The 16,332-nt window shown below is 68.0% G+C and carries 13 protein-coding genes; 8 read left to right on the top strand and 5 right to left on the bottom strand.

Features of this window, described 5'->3' with window-relative positions:
* Window positions 1–2: 2 nt before the first annotated feature.
* On the bottom strand, window positions 3–1,511 hold the full coding sequence (locus tag GOAMI_RS06805) for a glutamate-cysteine ligase family protein (protein WP_006435700.1): 1,509 nt from the start codon (window positions 1,509–1,511) through the stop codon (window positions 3–5).
* A gap of 46 nt (window positions 1,512–1,557) precedes the next feature.
* Between GOAMI_RS06805 and GOAMI_RS06800 the strand changes: the two genes are divergently transcribed.
* From GOAMI_RS06800 to purM, 3 genes are all read left to right on the top strand, one after another.
* Window positions 1,558–1,977: a sterol carrier family protein gene (locus GOAMI_RS06800; protein ID WP_040004636.1), complete on the top strand. Its 420-nt coding sequence runs from the start codon at window positions 1,558–1,560 to the stop codon at window positions 1,975–1,977.
* A gap of 161 nt (window positions 1,978–2,138) precedes the next feature.
* Window positions 2,139–3,746 carry an amidophosphoribosyltransferase gene (gene purF, locus GOAMI_RS06795; protein ID WP_006435698.1) on the top strand — a complete coding sequence of 536 codons (1,608 nt, stop codon included), beginning with the start codon at window positions 2,139–2,141 and terminating at the stop codon, window positions 3,744–3,746.
* 83 nt (window positions 3,747–3,829) lie between these two features.
* On the top strand, window positions 3,830–4,942 hold the full coding sequence (gene purM, locus GOAMI_RS06790) for a phosphoribosylformylglycinamidine cyclo-ligase (protein WP_040004635.1): 1,113 nt from the start codon (window positions 3,830–3,832) through the stop codon (window positions 4,940–4,942).
* Window positions 4,943–5,282: 340 nt separating this feature from the next.
* On the opposite strand, the gene GOAMI_RS22525 is transcribed toward purM, so the two are convergent.
* The 3 genes from GOAMI_RS22525 to ygfZ all read right to left on the bottom strand — a co-directional run bounded on the left by GOAMI_RS22525 (window position 5,283) and on the right by ygfZ (window position 7,415).
* Window positions 5,283–5,459 carry a DUF3073 domain-containing protein gene (locus GOAMI_RS22525; protein WP_006435696.1) on the bottom strand — a complete coding sequence of 59 codons (177 nt, stop codon included), beginning with the start codon at window positions 5,457–5,459 and terminating at the stop codon, window positions 5,283–5,285.
* A 94-nt stretch (window positions 5,460–5,553) separates the two neighbouring features.
* Complete coding sequence (locus tag GOAMI_RS06785; protein ID WP_006435695.1) at window positions 5,554–6,231, bottom strand: MOSC domain-containing protein; 678 nt, start codon at window positions 6,229–6,231, stop codon at window positions 5,554–5,556.
* Between the two features lie 5 nt (window positions 6,232–6,236).
* The gene (gene ygfZ / locus GOAMI_RS06780) at window positions 6,237–7,415 is read right to left on the bottom strand and encodes a CAF17-like 4Fe-4S cluster assembly/insertion protein YgfZ (RefSeq protein WP_006435694.1); all 1,179 of its coding nucleotides are present in this window, start codon (window positions 7,413–7,415) and stop codon (window positions 6,237–6,239) included.
* 74 nt (window positions 7,416–7,489) lie between these two features.
* On the opposite strand from ygfZ, the gene GOAMI_RS06775 reads away from it, so the two are divergent.
* The 5 genes from GOAMI_RS06775 (at window position 7,490) to cydC (ending at window position 14,676) form a co-directional block, all read left to right on the top strand.
* Entirely contained in the window at window positions 7,490–8,359 is an 870-nt protein-coding gene (locus GOAMI_RS06775) for an aminodeoxychorismate lyase (RefSeq protein WP_006435693.1), read from the top strand.
* A gap of 206 nt (window positions 8,360–8,565) precedes the next feature.
* On the top strand, window positions 8,566–10,146 hold the full coding sequence (locus GOAMI_RS06770; protein ID WP_006435692.1) for a cytochrome ubiquinol oxidase subunit I: 1,581 nt from the start codon (window positions 8,566–8,568) through the stop codon (window positions 10,144–10,146).
* A 26-nt stretch (window positions 10,147–10,172) separates the two neighbouring features.
* Window positions 10,173–11,255 carry a cytochrome d ubiquinol oxidase subunit II gene (cydB, locus tag GOAMI_RS06765; protein ID WP_006435691.1) on the top strand — a complete coding sequence of 361 codons (1,083 nt, stop codon included), beginning with the start codon at window positions 10,173–10,175 and terminating at the stop codon, window positions 11,253–11,255.
* Window positions 11,252–12,976, top strand: a complete 1,725-nt coding sequence (gene cydD / locus GOAMI_RS06760; protein WP_006435690.1) for a thiol reductant ABC exporter subunit CydD — start codon at window positions 11,252–11,254, stop codon at window positions 12,974–12,976. The genes cydB and cydD overlap by 4 nt, the downstream gene beginning before the upstream one ends.
* On the top strand, window positions 12,958–14,676 hold the full coding sequence (gene cydC / locus GOAMI_RS06755) for a thiol reductant ABC exporter subunit CydC (protein ID WP_006435689.1): 1,719 nt from the start codon (window positions 12,958–12,960) through the stop codon (window positions 14,674–14,676). Before cydD ends, cydC begins: the two co-directional genes overlap by 19 nt.
* 6 nt (window positions 14,677–14,682) lie before the next feature.
* On the opposite strand, the gene GOAMI_RS06750 is transcribed toward cydC, so the two are convergent.
* Window positions 14,683–16,287, bottom strand: a complete 1,605-nt coding sequence (locus GOAMI_RS06750) for an HNH endonuclease signature motif containing protein (RefSeq protein ID WP_006435688.1) — start codon at window positions 16,285–16,287, stop codon at window positions 14,683–14,685.
* Window positions 16,288–16,332: the final 45 nt, after the last annotated feature.

Raw genomic sequence — 16,332 nt, 5'->3', positions numbered from 1 at the left:
TGTCACACTTCCCACGTGTGGACGGGTTCACCCTCGTGCATGTGCGTCACATAGTCGGACAGCATGCCGGTCAGTGCCTCTGCCCGGCTCTCGCCGGCTTTCTCCCGGGCGGCGACGGCCTCGCGCTGCCACACCGATCCGGTCCGGCGGGTGACGCAACGTCCCTCGATCACCGACAGGTACCTCTTGCGCGCCTTGTCGGAGACACCGTAAGCGCGAAGGCCCTTCTCGGCGAGGGTCAGCAGGCGACGGAGCACGAGTTCGTCCGGGCGCACCCAGCCCACATCGGGCCAATAGAGTTGCGCCTCCATGCCGAAACGGGCGCCGGACTGCAGGTTCTCCGCGGCCGCGTTGAACGACATCTGCGACCACAGTGGACGGTCGGACTCCACGAGCCCGCGCACGACCCCGTAGTAGAAGGCGGCGTTGGCCATCGTGTCGACGACCGTGGGCCCGGCGGGCAGCACCCGGTTCTCGACGCGCAGATGCGCCTGACCCTCGTGGATGTCGTACACCGGCCGGTTCCAGCGGTACACGGTGCCGTTGTGCAGCCGCAGCTCGTCGAGAGTGGGGATGCGACCCGCGTCGAGCTCGGCGAGCGGGTCGACGTCGGTCGACACCGGCAGCAGTGCGGGAAAGTACCGGGTGTTCTCCTCGAAGAGATCGAAGATGGTGTTGATCCAGCGTTCGCCGAACCACACGCGTGGCCGGACCCCCTGGTTCTTCAGCTCCAGCGGCCGGGTGTCGGTGGCCTGTTCGAAGACCGGGATGCGGCTCTCGTGCCACAGTGCGGTCTCGGCAAGGAAAGGGGAGTTGCCGGCCAGCGCAACCTGCACCCCGGCGATCGCCTGGGCGGCGTTCCAGTGTGCGGCGAAATCTTCCGGGGCCACCCGCAGATGCAGCTGCAGTGAGGTGCACGCGGCCTCGGGCAGGATCGAATCGGTGGAGGTGTGCAGACGCTCGGTGTGATGGCCGTCGCCCAGCGGTACGCCGCTGATGTCGATCTCGATGTCCTCGCCGCGCGCGTTGAAGATCTGCTCGTTGAGCAGGTCGTAGCGGGGGTTGGCCGAGATCCAGTGGTGGGCGAAGTGTTCGGACTTCAGGGTCGGGAGCATCCCGATCATGACGAGGTGGTTGTTCGTGCGGGCGGCGCGTTCCTCCGCACGGTTGAGCGACGTCCGCAACGCCTGCTCCAGCGAGATCGTGTCATCGATGGTGAAAGGTCGGGGCGAGACGTTGATCTCGATGTTGAACTGTCCGAGTTCGGTCTGATAGTCGGGGTCGGCGATCGCCTCGAGGACGGTGGCGTTGGCCATGGCCGGACGCATCTGCTCGTCGATGAGATTGAGTTCGACCTCCATACCGAGCAGCGGCTTCGGTGGGCGCCCCTGGTCGGTGAACAACCCGTCGGCCAGCATCCGCGCGATCGCGTCGGTCCCCCGACTGACCTGACGGCGGAACCTCACGCGATCCTCGCCGGTGAACTCCTGTTTGGTCACTTCCGCGCCCATGCGTCACATACTGCCCCAATCCGGGCGTCGTGAACCTTGTTGCAAGATGACTGGCGTGCCCCCGCGTAAGAGATCCGACCCGGCCGAGGTCCGTGCCGCAGTACTCGCGGTGGCGGACTGGCTCGCCGACGAGGCGTCACCCGCACCGCCGCGGCCCGCCCTCGCCGCTGCCGTCCGCCTCACCGCCCGCACGCTCGAACACCTCGCCCCGGGCAACTCGGTCGAGGTCAGGGTCCCGCCGTTCGTGGCGTTGCAGTGCATCGAGGGACCGCGGCACACGAGAGGGACGCCACCCAACGTCGTGGAGACCTCGCCGCGCACCTGGCTGCTGCTGGTGACCGGGCTGCTGACGTACGACGCGGCACTGGCCGCCGGTCGGGTCGACGCCTCGGGACACCGCGCCGAGCTGATAGCCGAGCTGTTGCCCCTGATCCCGCTCGGACCCGGTGGCCGGCGAGAGGACTGATCGGGCGAGTGTGATCGGTCACTCCGGGAGCCCGACGTGGAATTACGCCCCGTCCCACACCGCTGCAAGATTCGCACTGCGAGGCAACCGGCACGTAAACTCCCAGTTGTCTCCCAACCCATTGACGTGTAGTCCGATTCGCAGCCCAGGGGAGCTAGTCGATGACTGATCATCCGATCGCCAACGTGAACCTGCTCGCTCCCACCCCGGCGGGCGGATGCGCTGCGGCCGGTGCCTGCGCGCCCGGCCCGGCTCCGTCGGACCAGCCCGAGAACGAGCCACGCGAGGAATGCGGCGTCTTCGGTGTCTGGGCGCCCGGCGAGGATGTCGCCAAACTCACCTACTACGGCCTCTACGCGCTGCAGCATCGCGGACAGGAAGCCGCGGGTATCGCGGTCGGCGACGGCAGCCAGGTCGTCGTCTTCAAAGACCTGGGACTCGTCAGCCAGGTGTTCGACGAACAGACACTCGGTGCGATGAGCGGCCACGTCGCCATCGGGCACTGTCGGTACTCCACCACGGGCTCCACCACCTGGGAGAACTCGCAGCCGATCTTCCGCACCACCGATGCCGGGACCGGCGTCGCGCTGGGGCACAACGGAAACCTCGTCAACACCGCCGACCTGGCCGCCCGCGCCCGGGAGAAGGGCATCAAGAGCTCTGCGGCGACATCGGACTCCGACGTCGTGGGCGCCCTCCTGGCGCACGGTGCCGCCGACAGCTCGATCGAGCAGGCCGCGATGGAACTGCTGCCCACCCTCAAGGGCGCGTTCTGCCTGACCTTCATGGACGAGCACACCCTCTACGCGGCGCGCGACCCGCACGGCGTGCGGCCGCTCTCGCTGGGCCGCCTCGACCGGGGCTGGGTGGTCGCCTCGGAGACCGCCGCCCTCGACATCGTCGGCGCCTCGTTCGTCCGCGACATCGAGCCCGGTGAGCTGCTGGCCATCGACGCCGACGGTGTCCGGACCAAGCGCTTCGCCGAGCCGACACCCCGCGGCTGCGTCTTCGAGTACGTCTACCTGGCCCGCCCGGACTCGAACATCCACGGGCGTTCGGTGCACTCCACCCGCGTGGAGATCGGCCGCCGGCTGGCGAAGGAACACCCCGCCGAGGGCGACCTGGTCATCCCGGTGCCGGAGTCGGGTGTGCCCGCGGCCGTCGGCTTCGCCCAGGGCTCCGGCATCCCCTACGGGCAGGGCCTGATGAAGAACGCCTACGTGGGCCGCACCTTCATCCAGCCGTCGCAGACCATCCGTCAGCTCGGCATCCGCCTCAAGCTCAATCCGCTGCGTGAGGTCATCCGCGGCAAACGCCTCGTCGTCGTCGACGACTCGATCGTGCGCGGCAACACCCAGCGCGCCCTCATCCGGATGCTGCGCGAGGCCGGTGCCGCCGAGGTGCACGTGCGGATCGCCTCCAGCCCGGTGCGCTGGCCGTGCTTCTACGGCATCGACTTCGCCTCTCCGGCCGAACTCATCGCCAACGGCATGGAGTCCGAGGAGGGCATGGTCGAGGGAGTGCGCCAGGCCATCGGCGCCGACTCGCTCGGCTACATCAGCATCGATGAGATGATCGGCGCGACCGAGCAGCCCGCCTCGTCGCTCTGCGCGGCCTGCTTCGACGGCAACTACCCGATCGAACTGCCCGAGGAGACCTCCATGGGCAAGGCGGTCCTCGAGCAGATGCTTGCCTCCGCTGCCCACGACGGGACGGTCGACCCGTTGACCAAGCCCAACGACAACGTCAGCGCAGTGATGCGTCCCTGAATTCGGGGGCCGGGCACTCCGGTACCGTGTGATCGTCGGCGAACACGCCGAGAACGACTTTTGACCAAGGGGTGCTTGCGGAGATGACGGAGCGGGATGCGGCTGCCGACGAGAAGACCGGCGGTACTCCGCAGGCCTCGTACGCGGCGGCCGGAGTCGACATCGACGCCGGTGAGCGGGCTGTTGAGCTCATCACACCGCACGCCAAGCGGGCTTCGCGCCCCGAGGTCCTCGGCGGACTCGGCGGATTCTCCGGCCTGTTCGCGCTGAAGGGCAACTATCACGAACCGGTCCTCGCCGCCGCCAGCGACGGGGTGGGCACCAAACTCGCGGTCGCGCAGGCCATCGACAAGCACGACACCGTCGGACGTGACCTCGTCGCCATGTGCGTCGACGACCTCGTCGTCTGCGGTGCCGAACCGCTGTTCCTCCAGGATTACATCGCCGTGGGCAAGGTCGTCCCGGAGACCGTCGCGGAGATCGTCGCCGGCATCGCCGACGGCTGCGTGGAGGCGGGGTGCGCGCTGCTCGGCGGCGAGACGGCCGAGCATCCCGGGCTCATGCAGGACAACCACTACGACCTCTCGGCCACTGCGGTCGGTGTCGTGGAAGCCGACAAGGTCCTCACGCCGGACAGCGTCCGGGCCGGCGACGTCGTCATCGCCATGGGGTCGTCGGGCCTGCATTCCAACGGATACTCCCTCGCCCGCAAGGTGTTGCTCGAGTGGGGCCACATGGATCTGTTCGGCCACGTCGAGGAATTCGGTCGCTCGCTCGGCGAGGAACTGCTCGAGCCGACCCGGATCTACGCCCGCGACTGCCTGGCGCTGATCGCCGAGGCCGACGTGCGCACCTTCGCGCACATCACCGGCGGCGGACTCGCGGAGAACCTGGCGCGCGTCATCCCTCAGGGCCTCGTGGCCGAGTTGGAGCGCAACACGTGGACCCCCGCCCCGATCTTCGCCCTCATCGCGCAACGCGGACGCGTCGAGCAGCTCGAGATGGAGCGCACCTTCAACATGGGTGTCGGCATGGTCGCGGTCGTCGCCCCGGAGGACACCGACCGCGCACAGGCGGTTCTGACGGCGCGGCACGTCGACAACTGGGTGCTGGGCACGATCAAGCGTTCCAACGAACCCAAGAACACCGAGGCCGGCGCGCGCGTCTCGCTGGTCGGCGAGCACCCGCGCTTCTGAGAGTCGCGGACTCGCAACATCTCTCGCACGACAACGCCAAAGCGGCGGGACCTTCCGGTTCCCGCCGCTTCTGGTTTGTCGTGGGTTCGTCGGCGCGCATCACCCCCACGCCGAGGGCAGCACACAGCAGCGATGCGCATCGTCGGTTGTCACCGCGACGAGCACCGCTGTCTGGCTCCAGAACGACCCCGCACGCACCAGACGGCCGCACTTCACATGCGGCCGTCTGATACGTACGAAATCATCAACCCGCGTTACCGCGGGTCCGCTGAGCGGAGAGGTCGTGCGTGGGGTGGGGTCGGGTGCCGCTGATGAGGACGGCATCCACGAGTGGCGCGCCTCAGGCGCGTCGCCACTCGTCCTCGTCCACCCACTCATCCACCGGATCCGGACGATCTACCGAGCTGGTCTGCCCGGACAGCTCGCGCTGCAGGCTTTCGAGATCGGTGTTCGGAGTGGAGTACTTCAGCTGACGAGCAACCTTCGTCTGCTTTGCCTTTGCCCGGCCGCGGCCCATTCGGGACCCCCTCGCAAAATGACGGGGCGGCCAACGATTTGGCGGCCCCGTTCTCTTGAAGAAATTCTGTCGTGCTGACCAGTCTAGCGCGCCTCTAGGATTTGTGTGCCTCGCCCTGCCTCGCCACGCCGCGGCGTGTGTCCGTCCTGGTCACGACGCGTAGTGCCTCACGTCGCACCTTGGCGGGCAGATCGTCGTGCTCGAGGAGCCCGCGGATCGCCTCGGGATCGCCGTCGGCGAGGAGATGCCGGACACGCACGCCGTGGTCCGGACGGTGGATGACGGTCACGGAATCGCCGGCCGCCACCGTTCCCGGCTGCAGAACCCGCAGGTAGGCGCCGAAATCGGCCTGTTCCATGAACCGCTTTACCCACCTGGGCTCGCCCGCCCAGACCGCGAAGGTGCGGCACGGGACGCGCGGAATGGTGGTCTCGAGGACGAGACCGTCCTCACCCACCTGCCACCGCTCGCCGACGAAGGCGTCGGTGACGTCGATCCCATCGATGCGGAGGTTCTCGCCGAACCAGCCGTAAGCAAGGTCACGTCCGAGTTCGCCGGCCCAGCGTCGTGCGTCGCGTTCGGCGTATGCGTAGACCGCCTGGTCGACGCCACCGTGGTACTTGCGGTTGCGCTGGTGGTCGGCGGCGAGCCCCAACTCGTGCACTTCGGCGCGGCCGGTCAGCGGACGCTTGTCGATGGCGGACGGGCCGATGCCGTCGAGGACGACGTCCTGGCCGGCCGCGCAGACGGCCAGAACGGTACCGGTGCCCACGCGCCTCAGAGGCCGGGGCCGGTGGCGCCGCTGCGCAACCGCTCGACGGCGGCGCGGCCGGCCTGCACGTGTTCGTCCTCTCGGATGGAGTCGGGGTCGATACGCGCACTGACCGGTTCCTCGGCCCCGATCATGAGCTCGGTGTCGGCGCCGACGTTGCGCTTGACGAGCGCGAGCGCGATGGGACCCCACTCGTAATGGTCGATGACGGTGCCCAGACGTCCGACGGTCCGGCCGCCCGCGGTGACCGGGTCGCCGGTCGTCGGGCGCCGATCCGAGCTGCCGTCGAGGTGCAGCAGCACCAGGCGTCGCGGGGACTTGCCGAGATTGTGGACACGGGCGACCGTCTCCTGGCCGCGGTAGCACCCCTTGTCGAGGTGGACGGCGCCCTGTTCGGCCGGGCCGCCGATCCAGTCGACCTCGTGCGGGATCGTCCGTTCGTCGGTGTCGGCGCCGAGGCGGGGGCGACGGGCGGCGACGCGCAGCGCGTCGTATGCCCAGCTGCCGGCCATCCGGGCGCCCGCCTCGGTCAGCGCGTCCCACCAGCGGAGCAGGACGAATTCGGGCACGACGAGGTCGACCACGGGCAGATCGCGGTGCTCGCCGAGCGGCGGCATGCGTCGCCAGAAACCCAGCGGCTCGTCCTCGTGATGCGTCTCGGGCAGGCTGCCCGCCTGGTAGACCTCAGCGTCGGCGTCGATCTCGAGGAGCTCGGCGACCGGGCCGGTCACCGCGCCGGGACCGACGAGGGTGAGGACCTTCATGTCGGTCCGTGTGGCCGGCTCGGCTTTGGCCCAGAACACCATCTTGGTGAGGAAGGTGATCAGCGCCTCGCCCCGTGCGCCCTCGGTGTCGATCCAGGTGACGCCGTCGATGTCGGTCAGGACGAAGTGCTCCTCCACGCGGCCGTTCGCGTCGAGGGAGAGGTTCTCCGCGCTCCGGCGGTCGGGGAGTTTGGCGATGTGCTGGCTCGAGATGGTGTGCAACCAGCTCAGGCGTTCGTCGCCCGGGATCTCGATGACCGAACGGTCGGAGCGGTCGACGATGATCACCCCGGTGGCGGCGGTTCGCTGCTCGCCGAGTGGATCACCGAAGTGCCACGGGGTCTCCGACGAGTGGAACTCGCCGGGGCCGGGGACCGCCCCGCCCTCGGAATGCCTGGTCAGGATGGGTGAACGGCTCACGGGTCGATTCTACGGGTCTGCTGGGCGCCAGGTGTGTGGAGCAGGGTGCGGGCCCTCGTGGGAGCCTCATACCCATGTCGGATTCGATCCTGCTCACTCTCGACGGCACCCAACACGATGCCGAAGCACCTTTTCTCCATGCCGACGACCTCGCCGTGGTCCGCGGCGACGGCGTCTTCGAGACCCTGCTCATCCGCGCCGGCCGGCCGCGTGGTGTCCGCCTGCACCTCGAACGTCTCGCCCGCAGCGCGACGGCGATGGAGCTACCGGCGCCCGATCTCGACCAATGGCGCGGCGCCATCGACAGGGCGGCCGAGCTGTGGAGCGAGGAGCACGGGACGTCGGACGAGGCCCTGGTGCGGCTGGTCTACACCCGCGGGCGTGAACACGGATATGCCCCGACGGCCTATCTGACCGTGGAAGCGGTGCCCGAACGTGTCGCTTCCGCACGGGCCGACGGTGTCTCGGTGATCACCCTCGAGCGTGGCTTCTCCATCGACCTGGCCGCCAAGGCGCCGTGGCAGCTGCTCGGTGCGAAGACCCTGAGCTATGCCACCAACATGGCCGCCCTGCGTCACGCGGCCTCCGAGGGTTACGACGACGTCATCTTCGTCAGCAGCGAGGGAGCGGTTCTCGAGGGCCCGCGGTCGACCGTGGTGGCGGTGTACGGGGACACGCTGGTGACCCCGCCGACGGAGATCGGCATCCTCGCCTCGACGACCGCTCGCGCGGTCTTCGACCTCGCGGACGCGGAGGGCTGGAAGACGAAGATCGAGATCCTGCGCCCGGAGGATCTCGTGGCGGCCGACTCGGTCTGGCTCGTCAGCAGTGTGACCCTCGCGGCCCGGGTCACTCACCTCAACCGGTACGTGATGCCGGTGCCGACCGACGCCGACAGATTCTCCGGTTTGGTGGACCGCGCCATTGCCGTGGAAGACAATTGATCCCGGTCACTCATATCTGATCCCGGGCCCGGGTCACACCGGGTCCCGGGTGAGAGCGAATGCACCAGGAGCGGCGGCACGATGGGACCTTTGGCGCTTGAAAGAGGCCGATGACCAGGCGTAACGTCGCGATCAGTGCCTACTACCGGAAGTAGTAGGAGACTTCGGCACCTGCCGGCTGAGCCGGTGACCTGATTCGAGGAGATATGGACGCTCTGGACGTCTCCAGATGGCAATTCGGTATCACGACCGTCTACCACTTCATCCTGGTGCCGCTGACCATCGGCCTCGCGCCGATGATCGCGGTGATGCAGACGGTTTGGCATGTGACCGGCAACGAACAGTGGCTTCGCGCGACGAAGTTCTTCGGCAAACTCTTCCTGATCAACTTCGCGTTGGGCGTCGCGACCGGCATCGTGCAGGAGTTCCAGTTCGGCATGAACTGGAGCGAGTACAGCCGATTCGTCGCGGACGTCTTCGGCGCCCCGCTCGCGATGGAGGGGCTCGTCGCGTTCTTCCTCGAGTCCACCTTCATCGGACTCTGGATTTTCGGCTGGGACCGGTTGCCGCGTAGGGTCCACCTGGCGTGCATCTGGCTGGCCTCGGCGGGAGTCATCGCCTCGGCGTACTTCATCATCGCGGCGAACTCGTTCATGCAACACCCGGTGGGCGTCGTGTGGGACGAGACGCGGGACCGGCCGAGGATGAACGACTTCTGGGCGGTGATCACGAACAGCACGACGCTGGCGGCGTTCCCGCACGTGATCGCCGGTGCTTTCCTCACCGCAGGCACCTTCGTCGCCGCCATCGGTTGCTGGTGGATGGCCCGGAACATGTGGCGCGCAAAGAAACTCCGTGAGGCCATCGAGACCGGTGACACCTCGGAGATGCCCAAGACGACCTCGCCGAGTCACATCGACGCCACGCCCGAGGATCTCGAACTCGACGCCCGCCGCTTCTGGCGGCCGGTCACCCGGTTGGCTCTCTGGGTCGTGATGGTCTCCGGCGTCGGTCTGTTCATCACCGGCGACATCCAGTCGCAGATCATGTTCAACCAGCAGCCGATGAAAATGGCTGCGGCGGAATCACTGTGCGAGACCCAGACCGGTGCCGGGTTCTCCGTGCTGGCCATCGGACGACAGAACAACTGCGACAACATCGAACACGTCATCGAGATTCCGAAGATGCTGTCGTTCCTGGCCGATCACAGTTTCGACAGCACCCTGCAGGGCGTCGAGGAGCTGCAACAGCAGTACACCGAGGCGCTCGCAGGACAACCGGGTGTGCCCGCAGGACAGAACTTCGCCCCGAACCTGTTCGTCACCTACTGGAGTTTCCGGGCGATGATCACCTGGGCTCTCGGGTCGGTCGTGGTGGCGCTCGGGGGGCTGTGGCTCACGCGTCGCAAGCGAGTCGTGGAATCCCGCAAGTTCGGCACTCTCGCGCTGTGGATGATCCCGACACCGTTCTTGGCCAACAGTTCCGGCTGGATCTTCACCGAGATGGGACGTCAGCCGTGGGTCGTCGCACCCAACTGGGAGAACGACCTCGACCCGCTGCGGATCAACATGCTCGTCCAGAACGGTGTTTCGAACCACACGTCGGCGACGGTGTGGGTGACGCTGATCGGCTTCACCCTGCTCTACGGCGCGCTGGGTGTCGTGTGGTTCATGCTCCAGCGGCGATACGTCATCGAGGGGCCGGCGACCTACGACTCCAGGCCACCGGGATATTCCGACCCAGACGCCGACAGCGATGAGCCCAAACAGCTCTCGTTCGCGTACTGACGGCCACGTAACCATAGGAGAGACCAGTGGGACTTCCGGAGTTCTGGTTCCTGATCATCGCGATGCTGTTCGTGGGCTACTTCGTCCTCGAGGGGTTCGACTACGGCGTCGGCATGCTGATGCCCTTCCTGGGCCGCAGCCACACCGGCGGCGATGCACGGGTGGCGCCCGATGAACCGGCCGCCGATCCCGACACCCGTCGGCGGGTGCTGCTCAACACGATCGGCCCCGTCTGGGACGGCAACGAGGTGTGGCTGATCACCGCCGGCGGAGCGTTGTTCGCCGCATTCGGCGGTTGGTACGCCACCATGTTCTCCGCCTTCTATTTCGCGTTGTTCCTGATCCTGATCGGCCTCATCACGCGCGTCTGCGCCATCGAGTGGCGCGGCAAGATCGACAACCCGAGATGGCGGATGTGGTGCGACGTCGGGATCGGACTCGGCTCGTGGATCCCGGCCATCGTGTGGGGCATCGCCTTCGCCAATGTCGTCCGCGGTCTGCCGATCGACGCCGACGCGCAGTACACGGGTGGATTCCTCGATTTGTTCAACCCGTACGCCCTGCTGGGCGGCCTGACCACGCTGCTGGCCTTTCTGACGCACGGCGCCGTCTTCCTGTCGTTGAAGACCGACGGCGCGCTCCGCGAGGATTCGATGCGTTACGCGTCGCGGTTGTCGATCCCGACGCTGGTCGTCGCGGGGGCGTTCCTGCTGTGGACACAGTTCGCCTACGGCAGTGCGTGGACCTGGATTCCGGTGCTGATCGCGGCGGTCGCCGCCCTGGTGATGGTGGGTGCCACGCAGGTGCGCAAGGAGGGCCTGGCGTTTGCCGCCACCTCGATCGCCATCGTGGGCACCGTGGCGGCCCTGTTCGGGTCGCTCTACCCCGAGGTGCTGCCGTCGACGCTCAACCCGGCATATGACCTGACCATCGACAACACGTCCTCGAGTCACTACACCCTCGTCGTCATGACCTGGGCCGCGGCTCTGGTCACACCTGTCGTGATCGCGTACCAGGCCTGGACCTACTGGGTGTTCCGCAAGCGTCTGTCCGTGGAGATCATGCCCAAGCCGTCGGGGTTGCGATCTTTGCGCGCCTTCGGCGAGTGACGCCGCAGGAACCGTCGGCGGACACGCGGCGGCGGGCCCGGCCGCCCGTCGATCCGCGCCTGCTGCGGTACTCGCCGACCACGCAGCGCTACGTCCTGGTCACGGCGGTGTTCGCAATCGCCGAGGTCATCGCGATCATCGTCGCGGCGGCGATGGCGGCCTCGATCCTGTCGGAGCTGATCGTCCTCCCGGATCTGCGGTCGTTCGATGCGCAATGGGCGCATCTGGCGGTCCTGATCGCGGCCATGGCGGCGCGCGCCGGAATGGCCTACGGGCACGACCGGTACGCGCACCGCGCGGCCCAACAGGCGATCGCGGAGCTGCGCGCCGAGGCACTCGACGTGCTCACCGATCCGCGTCGTACCTCGCCGCGCACGCTGCTGACCCTCCTGCGCGAGCAGGCGGCCACCGTGTTGTTGCGGGGACTCGACGCGCTCGGGCCGTACCTCTCCGGCTATCTGCCCGCGCTCGTGACCGCGGTGATCCTCACCCCCACTGTGACCGTGGTGATCGCCTTCGCCGACTGGCCCTCGGCGCTGATCATCCTGATCACCTTGCCACTCATCCCGATCTTCATGATCCTGGTGGGCCTCATGACCAGGGATCGCACCAGCCGCAAGCTGGCGACGATGAGCAGGCTGACGGCGCAGTTGCTCGATCTCATCGCGGGTCTGCCCACGCTGCGGGCGTTGAACCGCGCCGAGGCCCCGACCGCCCAGGTCGCCGAACTCGGCGAGTCGCACCGGCGTTCCACGATGAGCTCGCTACGGGTGGCCTTCCTGTCCGGCGCGGTTCTCGAACTGCTCGCGACGCTGTGCGTGGCCTTGGTCGCGGTGGGCATCGGCCTGCGTCTGGTGTTCGGCGAGATGTCCCTCTACGCAGGTGTTTTCGCACTGATTCTGGCGCCGGAGGCCTATCTTCCACTGCGTCGCGTCGGCGCACAGTTCCACAACTCCACCGACGGTCTGACCGCTGCGGGTCAGGTCTTGGAGCTGATCGACTCGCCCAAGGGGTCCGCGACGATGCCGGTCACCGGTGGCCGGGGCGTCACGGTCGCGGGCGCGCCGATCACGATCCTCGACCTCGGGGTGCACGGTCGCGACGGCTGGGCTCCGGAGTCCCTGCGGGCGACGATCCAGCCCGGCTCGCTCACCCTGTTCACCGGCCCGAACGGGTCGGGCAAATCGACCACGCTGGCCGCGATCATGGGTCTGCTGGCACCGGACGACGGTTCGGTACTCATCGGGTCCATCCCCGTCGATCACGCCGATCCCGAGTCCCTGCACGAACAGATCGCGTGGCTCCCTCAGCAGCCCGTCGTCGTGCCGGGCACGGTCGGCGAGAACGTGGAACTCTTCGGGGTGCTGGACCGCGACGCCGCCGAACGAGCGGCCGTGGCAAGCGGTTTCGACTCCGTGGTGCTCGAACTGCCGAAACGGCTCGACACCCGGCTCGGTGCGGGCGGCGTCGGCCTCTCCGCCGGACAGCGACAGCGTCTCGCCCTCACCCGCGTCCTGGCGTCGCCGGCCCCGCTGCTGCTGCTCGACGAGCCGACCGCCCATCTCGACGAGGACTCCGAACGTGCGGTGCTCACCGCGCTCCGGGAGCGAGCGCGCGCCGGGGACACGGTCGTCGTGGTGGCCCATCGCGGCGTCGCACGTGAGTTCGCCGACCAGGTGGTCGAATTCGACGGAGGTGTGCCATGCGCGACGACCCACTGATCCGGGCGCTGGGATTCCTCGGGCTGCGCCGGGGTGCGGTCACCAAGGCCCTGCTGCTCGGCGTCGGCGGTTCGCTCTCGGCACTCGGTCTCGCGGCCCTGTCGGCGTGGCTGATCACCCGTGCCTGGCAGATGCCGCCGGTGCTGTACCTGTCGGTCGCGATCACCGCCGTTCGCGCACTGGGCATCTCTCGTGGTCTGTTCCGCTACCTCGAACGTCTCGCCACCCACGACCTCGCCCTGCGCGCGATGACGACCGCCCGCGAACGGGTGTACACCGCCCTCGCGACCGGTTCACCGGCCTACTCGGTCAGGCTCCGGCGCGGAGATCTGTTGACCCGCACCGGCGATGACATCGACGAGATCGGCAATGCCCTCATCCGCGGTCTGATCCCCATCGGTGTGGGCGTGACGACGGCGGTGGCCGCGGTCGTCGTGATGGCGTTGGTGTCGCTGCCCGCCGCGGGGGTGCTCGCGGTCGCTCTCGTCATCAGCGGCGGTGTCGCCCCGTGGCTCGCGGCGCGCGGTGCAGCCTCCGCGCTCCGGGACGGCTCGCGCGCTGCCACGGAGTCGGCGGAGGCCACGACGACGGCGCTGTGGCACGCATCAGAACTCGTCGTCGCGCGTCGTCGCGGTGCGTTGCTCGCCACCGCCGCGGACGCCGACCGTCGGCACCTCGCGGCCACCGACCGCGGTCGACGACTGGAGGCGGCGGCCGCCGCGGCCACCCCGCTCGCAATGGGAGCGTCGTTGGTGGCGGCGTGTGTGATCGCCATCCAGTTGGCCTCGCAGACAACCGGTTCGCTCGCGGACGTGGCCTCCGGGGAGGGGCTCACCCCGATGATCCTCGGCGTCCTGGTCCTCCTGCCGCTGTCGGCCTTCGAGTCGACCGCGCCGCTGACCGAGGCCGGACTCCAGATCGAACGCAGTCGCCAGAGCGCGGCGCGGGTCATGGCGCTCGTCGACGGCGCCCATGCCGATCCGACGGGGTCCGAACCCTCCGGCGCGGACGTGGCGGTACACCGCGGGATGGTCGAGGTATCTGCCGACGGATTGCGATGGGGGCGCGCGCAACGGAACGTTCTCGGACCCGCTGGCGGCCTCGACCTCGATCTGCGACCGGGGTCGCGGCTGGCCGTGGTCGGACCCAGCGGCGTAGGGAAATCCACGTTGCTGCTCACCATCGGGGGCCTGCTCAACCCGGTGGACGGGAACGTCACCTGTGTCGACGTGTCGAGCCGTTCGCCGGTCGGGCTTCGTTCGGCCGGTTGCTATTTCGCGGAGGAGGCGCACATCTTCTCGACGTCGGTCCGCGAGAACCTGCGGGTTGCGCGGGGTGACGCCACCGACGAAGAGATTCTCGACGCGTTGACGACGGTCGGCCTCGACGGTTGGGTCGCGCGGCTTCCGGACGGTCTGGACACCACACTGTCCGGCGGGGCGGAAGCTGTCAGCGGCGGCGAGCGCCGGCGCCTGCTGTTGGCTCGCGCGCTGCTCCACCCGGCTCCGATGGTCCTGCTCGACGAACCGACCGAACACCTCTCGGCCGACGACGCCACCGGCTTGCTCCGCCGGCTCCTCGGTGTCGAAGACGATCTCTTCGGTCCCGATCGCATCGTGGTGGTCGTGACGCACCAGCTTCCGGCGGATGTCGGTGGAGCGCAGGTGGTGGAGTTGGCTCCGGCGGTCTCCACGCGCTGACCGAAGTCAGAACGGTGGCGGGTCTGCCTGGTCGGTGAGGCGTTGTTTCTTGTTGCGGGCGCGTTCGGCCCGCCGGCGTGCGTGTTTCCGCGCGAGCCGGTTGTCGGTGGAGGGGGCGTCGTCCCCGGTGATGACTCGGGGTGTGGGTGGTGCCTGGGGTGGTTGTTCGTAGCGGATGCGTCGCAGGTTGGGGAAGAGGTCTTCGAGGGTTTCGGCGTCACCGAGGATGGTGAAGCCTTCGGGGGTGCGGTATTCGGTGACCAGGTGGCCGTCGTCGTCGCGGTACTGGGCATCGATCCAGTCGCCGAAGGTTTTGTGCAGGTGCCCGAACCGGCATTTGGCGTTGAGGTTCTCACTCGACGTCGCACCACCCTGGGTGGGGTTGGTGCGGTCGTACTCGGTGACGTGGTCGAGGTCGCTGTCGAAGGCTGAACACGCGCAGCCGGGTTCGGTGCAGTAGCCGTCACGGACTCGCACGAAGTCGGCGCAGGCGGTGGTGGGTCGGTACGGATCGGCGGATTGCGCACCGGGGTAGACGATCACGGCATCGGTCGACGGAGCACTGCTCGGGTTTGGTTCGACGGGAGTGTCTGACGCGTTTGTCGTGGGTCGTTCTGCGGCAACACCTATGGGTGGGGTACGGACTGGGGTGATGGGTTTGATGGTGGCGTCGGGCCGGTTGGCGAGGTCGCGAATGTGTTCGTCGGAGATGACGCCGTGGCCGTTGACCCAGGCGATACCGGGGGCACCGTCGAGGGTGGCGGGGTCGGTGACGGCGTGGATGACGATCTCGGTGCTCACCGAGCGGACAACCTCGGCCGGGTCGGGGATGTCGGCGTCGCAGTCCTCCCGCTGGCACTGACACTCGAAGACGGTGCCGGTCAACAGTGCGAACATGGCATCAGAGTTCCGTTGGTTCCGGGTGCGACCATCCTGGGCGCAGACGGTGTCGGCCAACGCTTTCACTGCTTTCTCGGCGATGCGCACGTTTTCGGCGGCCATGACGCCGGTGATCTCGCCGGTGCCGTCGGCGAAGTTCTCCGTCCACATGCCGCGTTTGTCCAAGGCTTCGCGGCGACGTTCCCGCACCGCGTCGGGGTCGTGACGGAAGACCAGGCGATCGACCATGTCGCGCAGTCGCACCGTGGTCCACGCGCCCTTGCGGCTGCGCAGGATGTGTTCGATCTCGGTGTCGAGGTCGGCGATGGTGTCGTCGTCGGTGATGAGGTCGGTGCGGGAGACGACGGTCTGGATCAACTGGCGTGAGAGGATGCCGTCGCGCAGGGTGGTTAGTACTTTGGGTAGCCGGTCGCGCAGCGCGAGTGCTTCGCCGACCCACTGATCGGCCTGGTAGCGGGTGATGGCGTCTTCGCGGCACACTCGGGTGACCATCTCGGTGTAGCGGTCGATGAAGAACCCGCCGCGGCTGTTGAGGACGAGTTGGTCGTAGACGGTGGCGATCGACTGGTAGCGACACCAGGCCAGGAAGGCTTCGCCGTGGCGGATCGACCGCATCCGTTCCATATGGGTTGCGGTGTCGGACGATTCGGGATGGGCAGGATCGACCCCGGCGAGAAACTCGGCCGGTAGATCGGTCCACTTGTCTGACACGCTGCCCCCACAACGTCTACAGCCCAACCTGGATGGTCGAATCTG

The organism is Gordonia amicalis NBRC 100051 = JCM 11271, assembly GCF_000332995.1.
Lineage (GTDB): Bacteria > Actinomycetota > Actinomycetes > Mycobacteriales > Mycobacteriaceae > Gordonia > Gordonia amicalis.
The sequence above is the reverse complement of the archived record's forward strand: the minus strand, read 5'-3'. Positions and strand labels throughout refer to the sequence as shown.